15 protein-coding genes and 1 pseudogene are annotated in these 21584 nt (G+C 35.9%); 13 read left to right on the top strand and 3 right to left on the bottom strand.

Features of this window, described 5'->3' with window-relative positions:
- Positions 1 to 173 precede the first annotated feature (173 nt).
- Both COD11_RS14865 and COD11_RS14860 read left to right on the top strand, forming a co-directional pair.
- The gene (locus COD11_RS14865; RefSeq protein ID WP_098797682.1) at positions 174 to 1094 is read left to right on the top strand and encodes a nuclease-related domain-containing protein; all 921 of its coding nucleotides are present in this window, start codon (positions 174 to 176) and stop codon (positions 1092 to 1094) included.
- A 709-nt stretch (positions 1095 to 1803) separates the two neighbouring features.
- Positions 1804 to 2772 (top strand): tRNA dihydrouridine synthase, encoded by a 969-nt coding sequence (locus COD11_RS14860; protein ID WP_098797722.1) that lies wholly within the window; start codon positions 1804 to 1806, stop codon positions 2770 to 2772.
- A 277-nt stretch (positions 2773 to 3049) separates the two neighbouring features.
- Here the strand turns inward: COD11_RS14860 and COD11_RS14855 are convergent, their stop codons facing one another.
- Positions 3050 to 3904, bottom strand: a complete 855-nt coding sequence (locus COD11_RS14855; RefSeq protein ID WP_098797681.1) for a formate/nitrite transporter family protein — start codon at positions 3902 to 3904, stop codon at positions 3050 to 3052.
- Positions 3905 to 4152: 248 nt separating this feature from the next.
- On the opposite strand from COD11_RS14855, the gene COD11_RS14850 reads away from it, so the two are divergent.
- From COD11_RS14850 to COD11_RS14840, 3 genes are all read left to right on the top strand, one after another.
- A complete protein-coding gene (locus tag COD11_RS14850) occupies positions 4153 to 4458 on the top strand; it encodes a hypothetical protein (RefSeq protein WP_098797680.1) in 306 nt (101 codons plus the stop codon).
- A gap of 137 nt (positions 4459 to 4595) precedes the next feature.
- On the top strand, positions 4596 to 5411 hold the full coding sequence (locus COD11_RS14845; RefSeq protein WP_098797679.1) for an alpha/beta fold hydrolase: 816 nt from the start codon (positions 4596 to 4598) through the stop codon (positions 5409 to 5411).
- Positions 5411 to 6610, top strand: coding sequence for a SpoIIE family protein phosphatase (locus COD11_RS14840; RefSeq protein WP_098797678.1), 1200 nt, complete (start codon positions 5411 to 5413; stop codon positions 6608 to 6610). The genes COD11_RS14845 and COD11_RS14840 overlap by 1 nt, the downstream gene beginning before the upstream one ends.
- A 233-nt stretch (positions 6611 to 6843) precedes the next feature.
- Here the strand turns inward: COD11_RS14840 and katG are convergent, their stop codons facing one another.
- Entirely contained in the window at positions 6844 to 9024 is a 2181-nt protein-coding gene (katG, locus tag COD11_RS14835; protein ID WP_098797677.1) for a catalase/peroxidase HPI, read from the bottom strand.
- Between the two features lie 486 nt (positions 9025 to 9510).
- Between katG and COD11_RS14830 the strand changes: the two genes are divergently transcribed.
- From COD11_RS14830 to COD11_RS14820, 3 genes and pseudogenes are all read left to right on the top strand, one after another.
- Positions 9511 to 10008 carry a YehS family protein gene (locus tag COD11_RS14830; protein ID WP_098797676.1) on the top strand — a complete coding sequence of 166 codons (498 nt, stop codon included), beginning with the start codon at positions 9511 to 9513 and terminating at the stop codon, positions 10006 to 10008.
- Positions 10009 to 10018: 10 nt separating this feature from the next.
- Entirely contained in the window at positions 10019 to 10729 is a 711-nt protein-coding gene (locus COD11_RS14825; RefSeq protein ID WP_098797675.1) for a M48 family metallopeptidase, read from the top strand.
- 396 nt (positions 10730 to 11125) lie between these two features.
- Positions 11126 to 12646, top strand: a pseudogene (locus COD11_RS14820) (glycine betaine uptake BCCT transporter).
- Between the two features lie 57 nt (positions 12647 to 12703).
- Here the strand turns inward: COD11_RS14820 and COD11_RS14815 are convergent.
- Entirely contained in the window at positions 12704 to 14197 is a 1494-nt protein-coding gene (locus tag COD11_RS14815; protein ID WP_098797674.1) for a peptide MFS transporter, read from the bottom strand.
- 260 nt (positions 14198 to 14457) lie between these two features.
- Here COD11_RS14815 and COD11_RS14810 point away from each other — a divergent pair, with 260 nt between their 5' ends.
- From COD11_RS14810 to COD11_RS14790, 5 genes are all read left to right on the top strand, one after another.
- Positions 14458 to 16005 (top strand): glycosyl hydrolase 53 family protein, encoded by a 1548-nt coding sequence (locus COD11_RS14810; RefSeq protein ID WP_098797673.1) that lies wholly within the window; start codon positions 14458 to 14460, stop codon positions 16003 to 16005.
- Positions 16006 to 16325: 320 nt separating this feature from the next.
- Entirely contained in the window at positions 16326 to 17618 is a 1293-nt protein-coding gene (locus COD11_RS14805; RefSeq protein ID WP_098797672.1) for an ABC transporter substrate-binding protein, read from the top strand.
- Positions 17619 to 17707: 89 nt separating this feature from the next.
- Positions 17708 to 18559 carry a carbohydrate ABC transporter permease gene (locus COD11_RS14800; protein WP_098797671.1) on the top strand — a complete coding sequence of 284 codons (852 nt, stop codon included), beginning with the start codon at positions 17708 to 17710 and terminating at the stop codon, positions 18557 to 18559.
- A 1-nt stretch (position 18560) separates the two neighbouring features.
- The gene (locus COD11_RS14795; RefSeq protein WP_098797670.1) at positions 18561 to 19403 is read left to right on the top strand and encodes a carbohydrate ABC transporter permease; all 843 of its coding nucleotides are present in this window, start codon (positions 18561 to 18563) and stop codon (positions 19401 to 19403) included.
- Positions 19404 to 19446: 43 nt separating this feature from the next.
- The gene (locus COD11_RS14790; RefSeq protein ID WP_098797669.1) at positions 19447 to 21537 is read left to right on the top strand and encodes a beta-galactosidase; all 2091 of its coding nucleotides are present in this window, start codon (positions 19447 to 19449) and stop codon (positions 21535 to 21537) included.
- The last annotated feature ends 47 nt before the right edge of the window (positions 21538 to 21584 follow it).

The following is a 21584-nucleotide window of genomic DNA, read 5'->3' as shown; positions in this document are numbered from 1 at the left end:
TATCTTTTATAAAAAATAACAAACTTAAACGAATTTTAACAAATTATTGAGCATTGACAAAATTAACTAATAATGAAATTATAAAGTCAACCTCACATTGTCTCTACCTTTATCGTATTCACACCTCTTTCACAGTTTAAAAATAGACTAAGTTTAGAAAGGAATGCTATAAATTGATTCTAAAACCACGAAATATCCCCGCGACCTTACAATTACGTTACTACTTAAAGCACCGAATGGCGTTCACTGATGGAGAATTAAAAAAATTCCAAGCTGATGAAAAAGGCTTCCAAGGTGAGTGTCTTTTTGATGAACTAATCAATCAATCTCCTGTCTCCACTTATCTTCAGCTTAATGATCTTCTCCTTGAATGGCGAAACTCAACTTTTCAAATTGATTCGCTTTTCATTTCTCCACACAAAATTTATCTTTTTGATATCAAGAATTATGAAGGAGAATTTTATATAGAAGGTAATCGATGGTATTTATCATCCGGTAATGAGATAAAAAATCCTATCCCTCAAATTCAGCGCTCAGAATCCTTCCTTAGACCACTCATTCAAACTTTAGGTATTAATCTCCCCATAGAAGCTAGTGTTATTTTTGTTAATCCCAACTTCACACTTTATCAGGCAACTAGAAATTTACCACTCATCTTACCTACACAGATTAGCTCTTTTATAAAACGATTAGGTTCGGTTTCTATGAATTCAAGCGGACAATTGATAGATTTAGCGAAAAAATTAGCCTCGATGCATATTGAAATCTCTCCTTACGATGGCATGCACATCCCTGAATATACATATGAATCTTTGAATAAGGGAGTTTCATGCTTAAAATGTGGGTCACTCTCGGTTGGCTTAGATGGTAGAGGACTTATGTGTGAGAGGTGTGGGGTAAAAGAGGGACTACATGCAGGTATAATGCGGACGATTGTAGAATATAGGGTACTTTTTCCAAATAGACAAATTACCGTTTCCGCTGCTAATGATTGGTGCGGGCTCGGCATGACTAGGCTTAGAATGCAAAAAATATTGAAAGAGCATCTTGTGATGGGGAAGGCGGGGAAGTCTACGTATTACTTCTTTAGGTAATAGTTTTGGAGATGAAAAGTGTAGAATGAAAAAGTGAAAGTTGAATTTGTATGCTTTTATATAGGTAGACAGTATAAATGAATACGCAAGATCCAAAAAAAAGGTAAAGTTGACCGCGAAAGGGATTGGAAATGTTAAATATATCCATGTGTGTATCGTTTCTAAGTGAAAAAGAGACAAAAGCATACGTAAAAGAGAAATGTGAATGCTTTTATATAGGTAGACAGTATAAATGAATACACAAGATCCAAAAAAAGGCAAAGTTGACCGCGAAAGGGATAGAAAATGTTAAATATATCCATATGTGTATCGTTTCTAAGTGGAAAAAGAGACAAAAGCATACGTAAAAGAGAAATGTGAATGCTTTTCTATAGAAAGGCAGTACCAAACCATACGCAAAATTCAATGTAAGAATAAAAAAGTCAGCCCTACCCCGATTTCAATTAAAAGTACTCTAACAATATCGAGGCCTTTCCCCTGATAACCCCATGTCATTCCAGTCTTTTTTAGCAATACTTAATCTAATAGGAGCTGCAGATCACTAATAGATAGAGTAGATAATAAAGAAGTAAAAATTAACAAGTCAAATCAATTTGATAAAAAGTGCCCAAGCATGGTATAAGTGTTAAAGGAGCAGAACCATTTGCTTTTTTAATTTTGGGATAAGAGGTTAATCTAATATCCCATAATGAGAGGATTTGAGTTTAACATGACCGAAAATTTTTGGCGTGATTTACCACGACCATTTTTTATACTAGCACCAATGGAGGAAGTGACGGATGTTGTTTTTCGCCATGTAGTGAGTGAAGCAGCAAGGCCGGATGTGTTTTTTACAGAGTTTACAAATTCGGAGAGCTATTGTCATCCAGAGGGGAAAAAAAGTGTTCGTGGGCGTCTGACCTTTACAGAGGATGAACAACCAATTGTAGCCCATATATGGGGGGGCAAGCCTGAATACTTCAGGCAAATGAGTATTGGTATGGCGGAACTAGGGTTTAAGGGAATCGATATCAATATGGGTTGTCCTGTGCCTAATGTGACACAACATGGAAAGGGAAGTGGCCTGATTCGTCGTCCAGATGTTGCAGCAGAATTAATACAAGCTGCAAAAGCAGGGGGATTGCCTGTAAGTGTTAAGACAAGGCTTGGATTTTCTGAATTAGAAGAATGGCGCGAGTGGCTGGCACACATTTTGAAACAAGATATTGCCAATCTTTCCATTCATCTGCGTACAAGAGACGAAATGAGCAAAGTGCCTGCTCATTGGGAACTAATCCCGGAAATTAAGAAACTTCGTGACGAGGTGGCTCCAGAGACACTCTTGACGATTAATGGGGATATCCCAGACTATCAAACTGGTTTAAAGCTTGCTCAGGAATATGGTATTGATGGCGTTATGATTGGACGAGGTATATTCCATAATCCCTTTGCTTTTGAAAAAGAGCCGAGAGAACATAGTAGTGAGGAATTGCTGGATCTCTTAAGATTGCATATGGATCTTCATGATAAATATTCAGGTTTAGAGCTTCGTCCGTTCACGGCTCTTCATCGCTTTTTTAAGATCTATGTCAAAGGATTTCGAGGGGCAAGTGAACTAAGAAATCAATTAATGAATACAAAGTCAACAGATGAAGTGCGTGCATTGCTCGATAACTTTGGATTAAAAAATTTTGATTGAGTGATAGATCAATAAAAGTACCGACATGTAGAGTGTATAGCAAAACTAACACAAAAAATGGAACAGTAGATAAATACTGTTCCATTTTTTGTGTAAATAAATTAATAAGAGAAAAGCCTGTTTCTCCTACTGAAACAACCATTTTCCTGTTAAGTTTCTGGTTTCAAAGGAAGTTTGTTTTTGTTAGGTAAACATATTTCAATTAAGAGAAAATATGTATAAAAAGGGAAGGAAGAAACCTAGGAATCTTCTCGTCTCTTTTCGATAAAAGGAACTATTATTTAATCTTATTTTGAATCTCGTCATTATACGCAAATGAGAATAATAATGCGACCATAATCGCTCCACCAATAATGTTTCCAATACTTGCAGGTATTAGGTTATAAAAAAATTGATACCAATCGTATGTGTGATTACTGAAAATTCCAATACTAAAATAACCCATGTTTGCTGCGCTATGTTGGAAATTTCCGGCAACAAATAAGATGACTGGAAGTAGCGTTCCGATAATTTTACCGGTAATATCTCGGGCAGCGGTAGTTAGAAAAGCAGCCATACCAATTAACCAATTGGCAAGGATACCTGAAATCATAATCTCAAAAAATCCCCATGCTCCATCTGATAAAAAACTCATTTTGTTGTGGTTGATGTAGTAGTTTAGATCTTGAAAGAACTCAGGGGAGAGTGATTTCGATAAAACGATAAGTGCTCCAACAAATAATGCCCCTATGATATTACCGAGGTAAGTCGCTAGCCAAAACTTTATAATCTTTAAGCTCATAAGGGAAGGTTTTTGGAATAAATAACTTGGTAATAAAACATTGACCTCAGTAAAGAGAATCGCTCCTGAAAGAAATACCATTGCATACCCTGTGGCAAATCCTATACCAGCCATCAAATGAGATACTCCCTTTATGTCAATTCCCATTGAAAGCAAGATAGAAAAGGCAGCACCAAAAGCCATAAATGCTCCAGCCTGTAAGGATAATATAAATTGGGAGCTCGTCTTCCGATTAAGGTGGTCACGCCCCTTTTGACTAAAATTATGTACAATTTGAGCTGGGTTAAAGTATTGTCTTGATGGTTCGTGGAACGCTTCATTATCTTGTTTCTTAGTGGTGTTTTCAATCATATTTTGTCGCCCCTTTGTCAAAGGTTGTTTCTACCTTATACCCGTTTGTGTGTTAATCTAACTTAATTTTCTTTTGTGTAATGAAGTTGAAATATAAGATCATCTACACAAAGGACCATAAAGTTAAGTAGTTGTTAAATCAATAAAGAATTTGTAATATGTCTAGGTGTGGAACTTTAATTATTAATCAATGAAAAAAGAACTATGATATAACAGCCAACTGATATAGTAAAAAGGAAGATATATAAATGGCAAAAAAGAAAAATGATATAGCTTGGCTAGAGGCTAAAAAACAATGTAGGCTTAATGAAGCTGACATAAGAATGGCGAAGGAGCTGGGGATGTCACCAAAGAGTTTAATTAAAAATATTCCTGCCCCTAATCAAAAATGGAAAACACCTGTTAAAGTTTGGATTCGCGATTTATATGAGGGAAAGTTTGGTAGGGTTCTAACAGTCAAACCTGCTCTCAATAATGAAGAGAATAGAAAACTAACAAAGGAAGAAAAGCCAATGAAGGATGATGTTTTTAAAGATGAGGATTTGCCGTTTTAATGCTTTTAAACAGAATGGATTAAAACTAATAATTGGTGTCTAATTACAGAATTCCGGTTTTCTTTTTGGGACAATGAACCTGTCCCTATGGTATGTTATGATGAAATTACCGATGCAACATTAAGGAGATATTGATGATGACAACAAATACTCTAACTCGAAACAATGTTACAGTTAAAGGGAAAGGGAAGCAACCGGTGATATTTGCACCAGGTTTTGGCTTTGATCAAAAAGTTTGGGAGACTGTGTCTGAATCATTTGAAGATGATTTTCAGGTGATTTTATTTGATTATGTTGGATTTGGAAATTCAGATCTATTGGCTTATAACCCTAAGAAGTATAGTTCTATTTTTGGTTATGTAGAAGATTTATTGGCTATATGCAACGATATCGATATAGGCAATGCAATTTTTGTAGGGCATTCAGTTGGTGGAATGATAGGTATGTTAGCATCTATTCAACAGCCAGAGTTATTTTCAAAATTGGTAATGATTGGGCCATCTCCTTCCTTCTTAAATGAAGTACCGGAGTATTACGGTGGGTTTGATAAAGAGGAAATTGATTCTTTATTAAATCTGTTAGTGAGAAATTATGTTGAATGGACTACAACCATTTCTGAAACCATTATGAATTGCTCAGATCAATCTGAAGTGAAGATGGGGATAGAAGACCGCTTCCGTCAGAATCATCCTAATATTACATACCGCTTTGCTGAGGTTTGTTTTTTTACAGACTACAGAGAGTATCTACCAAATGTTTCAGTACCTACTTACATTATACAAAGCGCAAATGATGTTTTTGTTCCCGAAGAAGTTACAAATTACATGAAGGATAAGATTCCAGAATGTGAAGTTAGCTATTCAACAGCTATAGGCCATTGCCCGCATATTAGTCATCCAAAAGAAATTTCCCATCTAATCAAAAGTCATTTGAATACCGATGGTTTTATATAATGGAAGCTAATTTAAATAATATGCCAGGTGGTTATTTGACTCTTTCATCAAATTTTAAAATTTTGTCAGTTAATCAAACATTGCTGCAATTAATTCACTGTGATATGAAACAATTGATTGGACAGAGTATTCGTTCCATCCTTTCGAAACCTGCACAAGCATTCTTCCAATTTACTTTTTACCCGCTTATTACCCAAAATAAACGAGTTGAAGAAGTGTATTTAGAGTTGTTATCTCATACTGGCGAAGAAATACCGGTACTTATGTATGCCTCCAAAGAAAATGGAATAATCTCATGTATTTTTGTGCCCAACAAGAAAAGAAATGAATACGAAAATCAATTACTAGAAGCAAAGAGGAATGCTGAGGAAAGATTAGTAGAAAAAGAGAAGATGAATGCTGATTTAAAGAAAGTTTTACACAACCTAGAAGAGAAACAAAATGAAATATTAAAGATAAATAAGCAAAATAATAAATATAAAACAGATACCCAAAGTGAGCTTAAGCTAGCAAAAAAGATACAAGAGACTACCCTAACAGAAGCCATAAATAACAAGGATCTTCAAATTGAATCCTATTATCGAGCTTCTAATGAATTGTCTGGTGACATATATGGATTTTATCAAATAAATGATCATCAATATGGAATAATATTGCTAGATGTCATGGGACATGGCATCTCATCATCTCTCATTACGATGTCACTTGTTACTTTGTTTCAACAATTAATTTCAAAAGGATTAACACCAGAACAAATCATGAAAGCATTAGATGATAAAATGCACAGTTTATTTGAAAATGATGAGGATGCTTGGCATTATTGTACAGCTATATACATTTTCGTCGATATAAAAAAACAAACTATTGAATACATAAATGCTGGCCATCCTCCGGCAATATACATTGATTCTAAAGGAAAACAAAGAGAACTGAAAACACAGGGGCCACCTATTGGAACTTTCAAAGATAACAAATTTACAAATTCTGTTTTCTCATATACAGCAGGAGCGAGGATCCTTCTATATACGGATGGAGTTTCAGAGCCTCTTGAACATGATCGTTTAAGTTTATTATTAAATCAACATGCATCAGATTCTTTAATTGTAGTGAAAGAAAAACTATTGCAAACACTCCAAGTTGAAGGAAACGATATTTATAAAAATGATGATCAATGTTTCATTCTCATTGATCTAAAATAAAAAAGCACTCAAAAATCCATTGAAAAGGAGTTTTCGAGTGCTTATTTTATTAACTAGAGTCAATTTTAATAATATTGTTTACTTGAATCAATTTCATAATGTACAGTTGGTTACCAAAGAACGTAATAAAATTCGACTTAAAAGTGATTTTGTTCGAATAATATTTAACAATAAGTTAACCAAGAAGAAAAATGTTCGTTTTTTGATTTAAAAGCGATAATTATGAAATTAACTTACTTAAGATCAAAACGATCCGCATTCATTACTTTAACCCAAGCAGAAACGAAGTCTTTAACAAATTTCTCTTTGTTATCTTCTTGAGCGTAAACTTCTGAAATCGCACGTAGAACTGAGTTTGAACCGAATACTAGATCAACTCTAGTTGCTGTTCGTACCACTTCACCAGTGTTGCGGTCACGGCCTTCGTATACGCCTCCGTCTACTGGCTTCCATTCTAATCCAATATCTAGTAGGTTTACGAAGAAGTCATTAGTAAGTGTACCTACACGATCAGTGAATACACCATGCTTTGTGCCGCCGTAGTTTGTACCTAGAGCGCGCATACCACCGATAAGAACAGTCATTTCTGGTGCAGTTAGACCTAATAGTTGAGCTCTATCTACAAGAAGCTCTTCTGGACTAACACTGTACTCTTTCTTTTGATAGTTACGGAAACCGTCAGCAACAGGCTCTAACACGTCAAAGCCCTCTACTTCAGTTTGTTCTTCTGTTGCATCGCCACGTCCTGGAGCGAAAGGAACTGTTACATCAAAGCCTGCATCTTTTGCCGCTTTTTCTACTGCCGCAGTACCACCTAGTACAATTAAGTCAGCTAGGCTAACTTTTTTCTCAAGATGACTTTGGATGTCCTCTAGTACAGAAAGAACTTTTGAAAGCTGTTCAGGTTGGTTTACTTCCCAATCCTTTTGTGGAGCAAGGCGAATACGTGCACCGTTTGCGCCACCACGATTATCAGATCCACGGAATGTGCTTGCTGAAGCCCAAGCAGTTGTAACTAACTCGCTAATTGTAAGTCCTGAGTCTAGGATGAGTACTTTGATTTTTTCTACTTCATCTTCTGTTAATTTATAATCAACAGTTGGTACAGGATCTTGCCAGATAAGATCTTCTGCTGGAACCTCTGGACCAAGATATCTTGATTTAGGACCCATGTCACGGTGTAAAAGTTTGAACCATGCGCGAGCAAATGCATCAGCAAACTCATCAGGGTTTGTGTGGAAACGACGTGCGATTTTCTCGTAGCTTGGGTCATGACGTAATGCTAAATCAGATGTGAACATAACTGTTGGAACTTTCTTAGATGAATCAGCTGCATCTGGTGCAAGATCTTTTTCGTCAGGATCTACAGCCATCCATTGGTATGCTCCAGCTGGACTCTTAGTTAGCCACCATTCATATCCGAATAATAAATCAAAGTATCCATTATCCCATTGTATTGGGTTAGCTGTCCAAGCGCCTTCAAGACCACTAGTGATTGTGTCGCCACCTTTTCCACTTCCGTGTGTGCTTAACCAACCTAAGCCTTGTGCTTCAATTGGAGCTGCTTCTGGTTCTGGACCAACATGTGCTGCATCTCCTGCACCGTGTGCTTTACCGAATGTATGTCCACCTGCAATAAGTGCAACAGTTTCTTCATCATTCATTCCCATACGTCCGAATGTTTCGCGAATGTCGTGTGCACTTTTTAGTGGATCAGGTTTACCGTCTGGACCTTCTGGATTAACGTAAATAAGTCCCATCTGAACAGCAGCAAGCGGATTTTCAAGCTCGCGGTCTTCAGAGTAGCGGTTATTTCCTAGCATTTCAGTTTCAGTACCCCAGTAGATGTCTTCTTCTGGATGCCAAATGTCTGCACGTCCGCCACCGAATCCAAAAGGCTTTAGACCCATTGATTCAAGTGCAACGTTTCCTGTTAGAAGCAATAAGTCAGCCCAAGAGATCTTGTTGCCATATTTTTGCTTAATAGGCCATAGTAATCTACGTGCTTTATCAACGTTCGCGTTGTCAGCCCAGCTATTAAGTGGAGCAAAACGCTGATTACCAGTTGAACCACCGCCACGACCGTCACCAGTACGATATGTACCAGCAGCATGCCATGACATACGGATAAACATTGGACCATAGTGACCATAGTCAGCAGGCCACCAATCTTGGCTGTCTGTCATTAAGTCATGAAGATCCTTTTTAAGAGCTTCATAGTCTAGCTTTTTAAATTCTTCAGCATAATTAAAGTCTTCTCCCATAGGGTTAGATTTTTTGTCATGCTGATGAAGAATATTTAAGTTTAACTGGTTAGGCCACCAGTCTTGATTTGTTGTACCACTAGTTTTAGGACTAGTCGCGCCACCGTGAAACGGGCATTTTCCAGTTCCTGTTGTATCAAAAGATTCCATTTTTCTAATCTCTCCTTTTTGTAAACTAAATATTAGTTAATCATTTATACTAAATTATAATAATTCTTACATTATCATTATAATAACATATTATAAAAAATGAAAGAAATAAATTCTTAGAATACAAATTTTTTTTGAACAAGCCTATTTTAACGGGATTTTCAAAAGAAAATAGTAGAGATGCGACAATTAATAATATATGTTTCTATTTAAATAATAGAAGTCTGACCTTAATGAAAAGGGGAATTAATAATTGAGAAAATATAATAGAATGGTAGAAAAACAATAGGACTTCAAGTTGATAGAAGCTCTACTAACGATAATAATCTTCTATATATTGATGAGCGAATGAGATGGGGTTAGATAGCAAATCCACCCATTTCCCTGATTTAGGCTAAATAATGAATGTAAGGATTTTTATTCTAATAGCCTAATGTGGTATAAATAAGGGTAACTAAAATAACAGATATTATAGGAGCTAATATAATGGATAATAACGATATTTTAATACGGTTAAGGTATGCATTGGAAATCAAAAATAAAGAAATGGCAGAGATGTTTCAACTTGGTGGAGTGGAATTATCAGTACCGGAAGTGGTAAAGGTTTTGACAAAGTCTAACGATGAAGATGAAAATGAAAATGAGGATCAAATAAAGTGTACAAACAGTATGCTAGATTCTTTTCTTAATGGCCTAATTATCTCTAAGAGAGGAAGACAGGAACCTAAACCAGGACAAAACCCAACAGAGTTGTCCTCTACTAAAATTGAGAACGTTAATAATTTACTTTTAAAGAAAGTAAAAATTGCCATGTCATTAACAACAGAGGATATGCTTGATATATTCGAACATGCTGGAATTATGGTAACAAAAGGAGAATTAGGAGCGTTATTACGAAAAGAAGGACATAAAAATTATAAGGAATGTGGAGATAAATTCGCCAGAAACTTTTTGAAAGGCTTAGCCTTTAAGTATAGAAAATGATGGTGATATCATGAAACATACATACTTAGGTAGAACGATACATTTTGAAATTCGTTATAAAAACCGAGCTTCGGTAGGAATTTCAATAGATCGTTATGGAAATATTGAGGTGCTTGCCCCTAAAAGAACACTTGATGAGACGGTGTTTCAGGCATTAGAGGATAAATGGGATCTCATTCAAGATAAAGTAAAAGAAATGCATGATCGGTTGAAGGGACCACAAGATAAGGTTTATCAAAATGGAGAGAGTTTTCTTTACCTAGGAGAAACATATCCAATAGAGATTATACAGGATAATAAAAGTTTATCACAAGATTCAGTTGTTTTTGATAATGGAAAGTTGCTCATCTATGTACAGCAACATGATGCTGAAAAAAATAAAGTAGTATTGAAAAGATTTTATTATCAACAGTGTAAACAATTAGTGGAGCAAAGTGTTTCTTATTATCAACGCTATTTTAAAACCAAGCCGCGTTCTATCCGTATTACGGACAGTAAAACGACATGGGGAACCTGTGATAGTAAGCATCAATTAACCTTTAATTGGAGGCTGGCTATGGCACCTCGTGAAGTGATCGATTATGTAGTTGTTCACGAGATGTGCCATATGGTCCACCTAAATCACGACCGCTCCTTCTGGCGCCTTGTTGGAAAGATTGTACCTGATTTCAAAGAAAAAGAGCGTTGGTTGGCTTTAACAAACTGGAAAATGACTGTTTAATCAATATAAGATGAAATACGAAGAAGCTTAAATTCATGGAGGATTTAGGCTTTTTCTGTTCCTTATTAGTGAGACATGATACTTCAGTTTCAGATATTTTAACCAATGAATAAATCATAAGAACAGATAGAACACCTCGTTTGTGTTAAACTGTAGAAGTTGATCATTATTTGTCGATGAATGTAGATGTTTCTTAAAATGTTTTGGTTGGCTATGGAAAGGGTATTTTAACATTACTTTTCTGCTATAAGGTGTTTAAATAAACGAAGGAATTTTCAAAGTTCAGACTTACAAATAAGATGACATAAAGAAAATATTCTAAAAGTATCATAGGTAGAATATGAGATTAATAGGATTTTTCTTTGAATTTAAATTGAATAAAGAAAGGAACATTCGATGAAGAAAATATCAAACGTGTTTTGGATTACTGTGGCAATTGTCCTAGCGGCAGTAATATTTGGTGTTTCAGCACCAGAAAGTTTTGAAAAGGCTGCGGGCAATCTACAGGCATTTTTTACAACAGCCTTTGGATGGTATTATCTAATATTGGTAACGATTATTGTGATTTTTTGTGTTTTTCTTATTTTTAGCCCGGTTGGAGCAATTAAATTGGGTAAACCAGATGAAAAGCCTGAGTTTTCGAAAGGTTCATGGTTTGCCATGTTGTTTAGTGCTGGTATGGGAATCGGTCTTGTATTTTGGGGAGCGGCAGAACCCCTTTCCCACTATATAAATCCTCCATTAGCAGAGGGAGCTACAGCAGTTGCTCATAAAGAAGCAATGAGATACACTTTTTTCCATTGGGGGATCCATGCTTGGGCAATATACGCTATAGTGGCTCTGGCGCTAGCTTATTTTCAATTTCGCAAGGATGAACCAGGACTTATTTCAGCTACTTTAAAACCTGTATTAGGGAAAAGCATGGAAGGGTCTTTAGGGACGGTTGTAGATGTGCTTGCAGTTTTTGCCACAGTAATAGGGGTTGCAACAACTCTTGGGTTCGGGGCAGCGCAGATTAATGGTGGTTTATCTCTTTTATTAGGAGTACCTAATAATTTTACCGTTCAATTTTAAATTATCCTAGCTGTTACAGTTCTTTTTATGATTTCAGCGTGGTCGGGGTTAGGTAAAGGAATAAAATATTTAAGTAACACAAACATGGTTTTAGCCATCGCATTATTTATTTTAATGTTCATAGCAGGACCTACAATTCTTATATTAAACATGTTCACCGATACAATTGGTGGATATATACAAAATATTGTTTCTATGAGTTTTCGAATCGCTCCGCTAAATGAGGAACATCGCTCTTGGATAAATGGTTGGACCATTTTCTATTGGGCATGGTGGATTTCCTGGTCTCCATTCGTTGGGATCTTTATTGCTCGGGTATCAAGGGGTAGAACGATTCGAGAATTTATTATTGGTGTATTATTACTACCCGCACTTGTAAGCTTTTTATGGTTTGCCGTCTTCGGTAGTTCTGCGATTGAAGTTCAAAATGCTGGAAATGTAGATTTAACAAGCTTTGCTACAGAAGAAGTCTTATTTGCGATATTTAATGAAATGCCTTGGTCAACACTTTTATCAATTGTAGCGATAACACTTATTTGTACATTTTTTATCACATCTGCCGATTCAGCGACTTTTGTATTAGGAATGCAAACAACATATGGCTCGCTTACACCTCCAAATTCCGTGAAACTTACTTGGGGAGTTGCTCAGTCTGCTGTAGCGTTGATTCTTTTGTATAGCGGAGGACTACAAGCTCTACAAAATTCATTAATTGCTGCTGCGTTTCCGTTTTCGATTATCATTGTTTTAATGATGGTATCTCTGTACCGTTCATTATCAAAAGAAAAAAAGGAACTTGGTTTATATTTCAAACAAAAGCCGATTAAGAGTAAAAAACTTTAATAGATAGAAAGGGTGCAGTTCATGATGAACTGCACCCTTTTTATCTTTAATTTTTATTTATCTTACACCTTTCATGAAGACCTGAATTTTTGGTGAGAGTAGGAAAAGAATAATCGCAAGAAGAATTGCTACTCCTCCAATCGTCCCAAAGTAAAGGTTCTCAGTTTCTGGTGTGTAGAATCCTACAATTTGTGCATTAATAGCCTGTGCAGCTGCACTAGATAAGAACCATAAACTCATTGTCTGTGCTGAAAAGGCATTAGGTGCTAACTTAGTCGTTGCTGATAATCCTACAGGTGATAAGCATAGCTCACCAAGAACAACAATGAAATAACTTAGAACAAGCCATAGTGGACTAACTAATGCATCTTCTCCAGATAGGTAGCCCGGTACGAGAATAACGATAAAAGATAAACCTGCAAACAGTAACCCAAGTGAAAACTTTTGAGGAACAGATGGTTGGCGGTCCCCAAGTTTTACCCAAAGCCCTGCAAATACTGGTGCTAAGATGATGATAAACAATGGGTTTAATGATTGAAACCAGGCAGGTGAAATTGTAAATCCTAGAAATTCTAGATTAGTTCGTTTATCGGCATAATGGGCAAGGATAGTTGAACCTTGTTCTTGTATAGCCCAAAACATAACAGCAGCGATAAATAACGGAATATAAGCGATAATTCTTGAACGCTCAGTTTCAGTTGTTTTCGGACTACGATACATAACAATGAAATAAATTGTAGGAATTAAAATTCCTAAAATACCTATAAGTGCAATAAATGTCTCAATTGTAAGAATCCCCATTGAGATCGTAACTGCAATTAGTATCGCTAATACAATAGCACTGAAGCCTATTGTAGAAAAAACTTTTTTCTTTTCAGAAGCCGATAATGGGTTTGGGACCACTGTACCAGCAAGACCAAGGTTTTTCTTTTTAGTAAAAATAAATACTAATAATCCAAAAAACATTCCAATAGCCGCGATACTAAAACCTAAGTGGAAGTTATGTTTCAATCCAACTTCTCCAACAATTAGTGGCGATAGAAATGCACCAAAGTTAATGCCCATGTAAAAGATACTAAAACCTGCATCACGGCGGTGATCGCCTTCGCTGTAAATATCACCAACAACGCTTGATACGTTTGGCTTTAGTAAACCTGTACCAATTACAATCAACACCATGGAAACAAAGAACATCGACACACTTCCAGGTATTGCTAATGCAATATGACCAAGCATAATAAATATGCCACCATAAAAAATAGACTTAGATGTACCGAATATCCTGTCAGCAAGCCATCCGCCTATAATTCCTGACATATAAACGAGCGCTCCGTAAATAGACATAATGGCCAAAGCGGTGTTTTCGTCCAGTCCTAATCCGCCTTTTGACACTTCATAGTACATATAGTAAACGAGAATAGCACGCATCCCATAATAAGAAAAACGTTCCCAAAACTCAGTGAAGAAAAGAGTGAACAAGCCTTTAGGGTGTCCAAAAAAACCTTTTTGGGGAACGCTTGCCACAATTTTCTGTTTATTTATATCTGACATTACTATAACCTCCTTATTCTATTAATATAGTATATTTTGTGGTTTTAGTTTGTCAAAAGACAGAAAATTGGAAAATTATCTCGATTTTAACTTGTTTAAATACTTTTCTGGAAAAGTAACTGCCTTGGTGGTGTCCCAGGCTTGGACATCAAAGTACTTCCAAAATCTTATATAGTGCTTTCGGAATATTATATTAGTTTTTTGTTGAAAGCGTTTTACAATAAAGGTGCGGTAAATACTGAAAATATGAGGAGGTACTTATGTTTAAAAAGCATCTTAAAAGATTAATTTTGAATGTATTTTGTTTGTCCCTGGTTTGTTTTAGTTTTGCTTTTTTTGGGTCACAAGAAAGAGTAGAAGCATCATCATTTTCTTACGGAGCAGATATAGGCTGGATGAAACAATTAGAGGATGAAGGTGTAACTTGGGTAGATGATAATGGAAGCCTGGCAGATCCATTACAAATTCTCAAAAATCATGGAATCAACTCTGTGAGATTAAGAGTTTTTGTGAACCCTCCGAGTGACTATTATTGGTTAAAGGATGGAACAACTTGGACTATGCTTGGTTATAGTGATAAAGATGGAGTACTTGCAGCGGCAAAAAGGGCTAAGAATTTAGGTATGAGAGTTATGGTTGATTTTCATTATAGTGATGTTTTTGCAGACCCAGGACATCAGATAAAACCAAAGGCCTGGAGTAGCTACTCGCATACTCAGTTGCAAACAGCTGTATATAACCATACACATGATGTTATGAATGAACTAGCGAAAAATGGTATATATCCTGAATGGGTACAAATTGGAAATGAAATGAACTCTGGTATTATGCATCCAGATGGTAGCACAGATAATTTTAGTAAGTTAACTGCCTACCTTAATAAAGGTTATGATGCAGTTAAGGCTGTAAGTCCATCTTCAAAGGTTGTTAGTCATTTAGCTCATGGGACTGATAACAGTTTATTTAGATGGTGGTTCGATCAGTTTTTTAGCAATGGTGGAAAGACCGATGTAATTGGTGTATCTTTTTATCCATACTGGGATGGTCAACCTTATTGGGAAATTACAGATGAATTGTCCTATAACTTGAATGACATTGCTTCTCGTTACAATAAGGAAGTTATGGTTGTAGAAGTAGGTGGGGATGAGAGCAATCCTAATGATTCTTATTGGACGATTAACGATACAATTAATGTAGTAAAAGGTGTACCGAATGGGAAAGGGATTGGAGTATTTTATTGGGAGCCTCAGTCACACTCAAGTGTTCTCCCTGATGGTTATCCATTAGGTGCAAGCAAAGAGGTAGCAACAAATGTCTTACAATATACTACAGCAATTGATGCTTTTCTTGATGCGGCAACTAGTCAAGGGGTGAACCTTGTTATTAATCCTGGATTTGAAACTGATGGAGCTACACAGACTCCTTCAGGCTGGTCTACTTGGTCAAATTCAAATGATAATGCCAATTATACTGAATTTGGAGGGTATTCTGGAAGCTACAGGCTTTCTCATTGGAAAAGTACTCCTTATCAGGTCAGTACCTATCAGATTAAAGCAGGGTTAATGAACGGGACCTATACAATGAGAGCATGGGTAAAGAGTGGTGGGGGCTTTAACACGAGTCAAATGTATGTAAAGAACTTTGGAGGGACAGAAAAAAATATTGCAATACCCACAACAAATACTTGGACTCAACTTACTATAAATAATATTAATGTTACTAATGGTCAAGCAGAATTTGGATTTTGGACAGATGCTAATGCAAATAATTGGATTAATGTGGATTATGTTGAGTTCTATAAAAATTAATCATGGTATTCGGATATACATTTAAAAGGTAGAGGAGGTGTCGAGATTTTCGGCTCCTCTTTTTTACGATGTAGGGACATGGTACCTGTCCCTATTTATATAAAAAAATGAAAGAATTTCAAAGTAGGCTTATAAGAATATGAAATAGGGAATTACTGCTTTCATATTCTTATATTATTTAAATAGAATCTTATATTTTAATCTAAATGTAACCGTTTTATAATGAGATCAACCTTAATAAACAAGGGGTAATGAAACAGACGTTAGTAAGTTAGTTACCTTAAGTTTTTTATAGTTATAACAAAGAGGGGGAAGAAAGTATGAAAAAATTATCACCATTATTTAGTTTTATTTTAATTGCAATTCTTTTACTTGGTGGTTGTAGCAGTGGGTCTTCAGGATCATCTGAAGAAGGAAAAGGAGAAGGTGCGGAGGCATCTAGTGAAGAGCTTACAATTTGGGCAACAAATATCAATGTGCCAGTATTAGAAAAAGCTGGTGAGTTATATAAAGAAGAACATCCAGACTTTAAATTAAATGTTGTTGAAATGAATAATACGGATATTGATCAAAAATTAAAGATTGGCCTGCAAGCTGGTGGAGAAGGTTTGCCAGATGCAATGTTAAATGTTGATGATGGTTTATCAGGTTTATTTAGTAAGTTTCCAGATTCATTTGTGAACTTATCTGAAAAAGGCTTTGATGAGCATAAAGATCAATTCCCTGAATACAAACTGGGGAGTGTAACTCATGATGGAAGTATCTATGCATTTCCGTTCGATGCTGGCCCAGTTGGATTATTCTACCGCACAGATTTATTTGAAGAAGCTGGTGTAGATGCTAACTCAATTAAGACGTGGGATGACTACATTGAGGCAGGAAAGAAGATTAAAGAAAAAACAGGTGTAAGCATGTTAAGTTATGATGCTAATGAGTCTACAGTTTACACAATTTTATTAAGTCAACAAGGATTAGGTTACTTTGATAATGATGGAAATGTCGTATTAGGTTCTAAAGAATCAGTTAATGCTTCTACATTAATGAAAGATTTAGCAAAAAATGATCTATTACTTGGAACAAATGGTTGGAGCCCATGGGTTGCTTCACTTGCAGATGGACAAACTGCAACAGCAATGGCTGGTGCTTGGTTAATTGGTACGCTACAACAACAAGTTCCTGATTCAGCAGGAAACTGGGGAACGATGGCTCTTCCAACTTTCGGTGAGGGGGGAGCTGGAGCTGCTAACCAAGGTGGTAGTTCATTTACAATTACTTCAAATAGTCCAAATGTTGATTTAGCTTATGATTTTCTAGCATTTTTCACAACTTCATTTGAAGTTCAAGAGCTTGCTATGGAAGGTGGCTTATTCCCAACATACGCACCAGTTTATGAGTCTGAATTATTTAGTCAACCTCTAGAGTACTTTGGTGGTCAAAAGGCATGGGAATTCTTTGCTGGTCAAATGGAAAAAATTCCAACTGTAAATTATACGGAAAATGATGTTGTTGCTCGTGAAGAAGCAATTAAATCCCAGGCAGAAGTTGTTAATGGTTCAGAAGTAAAAGAATCACTTGAAGGTGCAAAACAAAGAGTTGAAACTCGTCTTCAATAGTTTGTTACTAAGTTAGTAAAGAAGTTATCAAAAGAGATATTTTCTTTTGATAACTTCCCTTTTATCTGTACGGTAATGGAGGATCTGATATGTCATCTAATAGGTATACACCTTATTTGTTCTTAGCTCCAGCACTCATATTGTTTCTCGTTTTCACGGCTTATCCTATACTGTCATCTTTATTATTAAGCTTTCAAACTTTAGAAAATGGAACATATGTCTTTGCTGGTCTATCAAACTATGCACGTTTAATGAAAGATACTGTCTTCTTTGAAGCGTTAAAGAACACTTTTATATTTTTAATCATTCAAGTTCCGATTATGTTAGGTTTAGCGTTAATTCTAGCAAATGCTCTGAACAGTAAGCTGCTTAAATTTAGAGGTTTTTTCCGTGTTGGTTTCTTTATGCCTGCTGTAACCTCTTTAGTTGCATACGCTATTTTATTTTCGATCATGCTGCAAGATTCAGGTTTGATTAATCAGTTTTTGTCTTATTTTGGGGTAGACCAAATTAAGTGGTTATCTCACCCGTTTTGGGCAAAGGTTTCTATTATTATGTCCATGACTTGGAGATGGACTGGATATAACATGGTTATTTATTTAGCCGCCATGCAAAACATACCAGATGAGCTTTATGAAGCTGCTTCTTTAGACGGTGCTGGTAAAGTAAGACAATTTATAAATATTACTGTCCCGCAATTAAAACCGGTCATTTTATTTACAGCAATCATTTCCACTATTTCAACACTACAGTTATTTGATGAACCATTTAACTTAACAAAAGGTGGACCTGCTGATTCTACCTTAACATTAGGATTGTATATTTATCGCGTAGGTTTTAGTTATTTTGAATTTGGCTACGCATCTGCTGTTGCCTATGTCATTGTATTGATCGTGGCAGCTCTATCAATTTTTCAGCTAAAAGTAATGGGAGATGAATAGAATGGCTGAGAACAACCGTAAAAACAAACAACGATTACAGAAGTTTTTCTTATATTTTTCACTTATCATCTTTCTAATCATATCCATCTTTCCGTTTTATTGGATGTTTGTTGGATCGACAAACCATACGAGTAAGATGTTCACGAACCCTCCGACATTAACAGTTGGTAATGAATTTATGACTAACTTAACAAATTTAAATGATGCTATAGGAATTAGTCGTGTTGTGTTCAATTCCTTGTTCGTATCGTTGGTATTTGTCTTCCTTTCTTTAATTATTAGTACATTAGCTGCATATGCATTATCAAAGTTTTATTTTAAAGGAAGGAATGTCATCTTTTTAGCCTTTATGTTATCAATGATGGTTCCGTATCAAGCAACGATCATTCCTTTGTTTCGAATGATGACACATTTTGAGTTACTTAATACTTATTTCGCTTTGATTGCACCACAATTGTGTTTTCCATTTGCGATTTTCTTAATGAGACAAAACTTTTTGGCTTTTCCAAGCTCATTAATTGAGTCTGCACGTATTGACGGCGCAGGAGAGCTGAGAATTTTTTTAACAGTCGTTTTACCTTCTATGAAACCGGCACTAGCGGCTACAGCCATATATCTATTTATGATGCAATGGAATAACTTTATGTGGCCTTTAGTTGCAACTACATCTGAAGAAATGTACACCATCCCGGTTGCATTATCGAGTTTAATAGGTATTTCTATGATTGACTATGGACAGATTATGGTAGGAATTACAATTGCGACAATACCAATCATTATCTTTTTCTTGTTGCTGCAAAAACAGTTTATTTCTGGAATGCTTGGTAGTGCAGTGAAGGAGTAGTGCTTAACTAAATACAGAATTTTTAGCATGAGGAGACTTATATATGGTAAATAGATATCCAACCATTCATGAACGAGTAAAAGGTTTTATGCATGGTGGTGATTATAACCCGGATCAATGGCTACGTTATCCTGAAATCATTCAGGAAGACTACCGATTAATGAAACTTGCAAAATGTAATACATTTTCTTTGAATATTTTTGGTTGGAGTGCAGTTGAACCAGAAGAAGGTGTCTATAACTTTGCGTGGCTTGATCGAATCATGAATGATTTGGCAGAGCAAGGCTCTAATGTGATATTGGCAACTCCAAGTGGAGCAAGACCAGCTTGGTTATCACAAAGGTATCCAGAAGTGTTGCGTGTTGAAAAAAACCGCAAGAGAAACTTACATGGATTAAGACATAATCATTGTATAACATCACCCGTTTACAGAGAAAAAACATTGCAATTAAATAGACTATTAGCGGAGAGGTATAAAGATCATCCAGCCCTTGTGATGTGGCATGTATCCAATGAATATGGTGGGGAATGTCACTGTGATATGTGTCAGGAGGCATTTAGAAATTGGCTTAAGGAAAAGTATAATCATGATCTAGATGAACTAAATCATGCCTGGTGGGCCGGCTTTTGGAGCCATGCTTTTAATGATTGGTCACAAATTGAATCACCTGCTCCGCATGGAGAAAACCAAGTACATGGACATAATCTAGACTGGAAACGATTTGTATCTGATCAAACAATTGATTTTTACAAAAATGAAATCATACCACTAAGAGAGATCACTCCGAATATTCTAGTTACTACTAACTTTATGGGGAATTATCCCGACATGGGGCCATATCTTGGTTTGGATTATAATAAATTTGCAAAAGATGTTGATGTTGTCACATGGGATAGCTACCCTGCTTGGCATGGGGATTATCAGGAAACATGGGAGCTTGCAGCAGATGTTGGTTTTGTTCATGATATTTTTCGTTCTTTAAAAAATGGAAAGCCATTCTTAATCATGGAATCCACGCCAAGTTTAGTAAATTGGCATGATGTGAACAAAGCGAAGCGACCTGGCATGCACTTGTTATCTTCTATGCAATCAATTGCACATGGTGCAGACTCTATTCTTTATTTTCAATGGAGAAAAGGTCGTGGTGGTTCTGAAAAATTTCATGGGGCGGTTGTAGACCATGTTGGAAATGAGTATAACCGAGTATTTCGTGAAGTTGCTGAGTTAGGAGATGCTTTATCCCGAATTCAGGAAGTGGTAGGAACATCCGTAAAACCAGAGGTAGCCATCATTTTTGACTGGGAAAATCAATGGGCTATTGATGATGCGCAGGCTTTAAGACGAGCTAACAAAAAGTATATAAAAACTTGTCAAACTCATTACCAATCCTTCTGGAAAAAAGGAATACCTGTAGATGTGATCTCAATGGATAAAGATTTCTCGCAGTATAAGCTATTAATTGCTCCAATGCTATACATGGTTAAACCAGGCGTTGCAGAACGAATTGAAGAATTTGTAGCAAATGGTGGGACATATGTAGCAACGTACTGGAGTGGCGTTGTCAATGAAAATGATCTTTGCTTCTTAGGTGGCTTCCCAGGTCCTCTTAGAAAGGTGCTTGGGATCTGGTCTGAGGAAATTGATACACTCTATGAAAATGATTATAATGAAATTAAATTTGTTTCGGATAACTGCCTTGGTTTAGAGAATATCTATCAAGCTAAAGATTACTGTGAAGTGATTCATACGGAAGGGGCTCAAGTTTTAGCCAAATATGAGCATGATTTTTATATGAATACACCTGCTGTTACAGTGAATCAATTCGGTAACGGTCAAGCTTACTATCTGGCATCAAGAAATCAAAGTGATTTTTATGATGCATTCTACGGGAAGTTAGTAGATCAACTAGGAATAAATTCAATAGTCGGTGAAGATCTTCCAAATGGTGTAAGTGTACAAGTGCGAACGGATGGAAGCGAAGCTTATATTTTTGTTATGAATTTTAACAATACAGTTAAAAAGCTTACTTTAGTAGATGATCATAAATATTATGATTTACTAACACAAAAATATATAAATACAACTTTTGAAATTAAACCATATGGTGTTTATGTTTTAAAGAAAAATAATTAGAGATTATTAAAAAGTAAGAACTTCTATGAACTAAGCTTCCTATTAGT

Source organism: Bacillus sp. AFS040349 (assembly GCF_002577655.1).
Taxonomy (GTDB): domain Bacteria; phylum Bacillota; class Bacilli; order Bacillales; family Bacillaceae; genus Metabacillus.
This window is presented reverse-complemented; position numbering and strand designations above follow the sequence as displayed.

What these genes read in the sequence shown, in the direction of transcription:
- COD11_RS14860 (WP_098797722.1), top strand. Translation starts at nt 1,804, where the DNA reads ATGACCGAAAATTTTTGGCGTGATTTACCACGACCATTTTTTATACTA.
- COD11_RS14855 (WP_098797681.1), bottom strand. Translation starts at nt 3,904, where the DNA reads ATGATTGAAAACACCACTAAGAAACAAGATAATGAAGCGTTCCACGAA.
- COD11_RS14850 (WP_098797680.1), top strand. Translation starts at nt 4,153, where the DNA reads ATGGCAAAAAAGAAAAATGATATAGCTTGGCTAGAGGCTAAAAAACAA.
- COD11_RS14845 (WP_098797679.1), top strand. Translation starts at nt 4,596, where the DNA reads ATGACAACAAATACTCTAACTCGAAACAATGTTACAGTTAAAGGGAAA.
- COD11_RS14840 (WP_098797678.1), top strand. Translation starts at nt 5,411, where the DNA reads ATGGAAGCTAATTTAAATAATATGCCAGGTGGTTATTTGACTCTTTCA.
- katG (WP_098797677.1), bottom strand. Translation starts at nt 9,024, where the DNA reads ATGGAATCTTTTGATACAACAGGAACTGGAAAATGCCCGTTTCACGGT.
- COD11_RS14830 (WP_098797676.1), top strand. Translation starts at nt 9,511, where the DNA reads ATGGATAATAACGATATTTTAATACGGTTAAGGTATGCATTGGAAATC.
- COD11_RS14825 (WP_098797675.1), top strand. Translation starts at nt 10,019, where the DNA reads ATGAAACATACATACTTAGGTAGAACGATACATTTTGAAATTCGTTAT.
- COD11_RS14815 (WP_098797674.1), bottom strand. Translation starts at nt 14,197, where the DNA reads ATGTCAGATATAAATAAACAGAAAATTGTGGCAAGCGTTCCCCAAAAA.
- COD11_RS14810 (WP_098797673.1), top strand. Translation starts at nt 14,458, where the DNA reads ATGTTTAAAAAGCATCTTAAAAGATTAATTTTGAATGTATTTTGTTTG.
- COD11_RS14805 (WP_098797672.1), top strand. Translation starts at nt 16,326, where the DNA reads ATGAAAAAATTATCACCATTATTTAGTTTTATTTTAATTGCAATTCTT.
- COD11_RS14800 (WP_098797671.1), top strand. Translation starts at nt 17,708, where the DNA reads ATGTCATCTAATAGGTATACACCTTATTTGTTCTTAGCTCCAGCACTC.
- COD11_RS14795 (WP_098797670.1), top strand. Translation starts at nt 18,561, where the DNA reads ATGGCTGAGAACAACCGTAAAAACAAACAACGATTACAGAAGTTTTTC.
- COD11_RS14790 (WP_098797669.1), top strand. Translation starts at nt 19,447, where the DNA reads ATGGTAAATAGATATCCAACCATTCATGAACGAGTAAAAGGTTTTATG.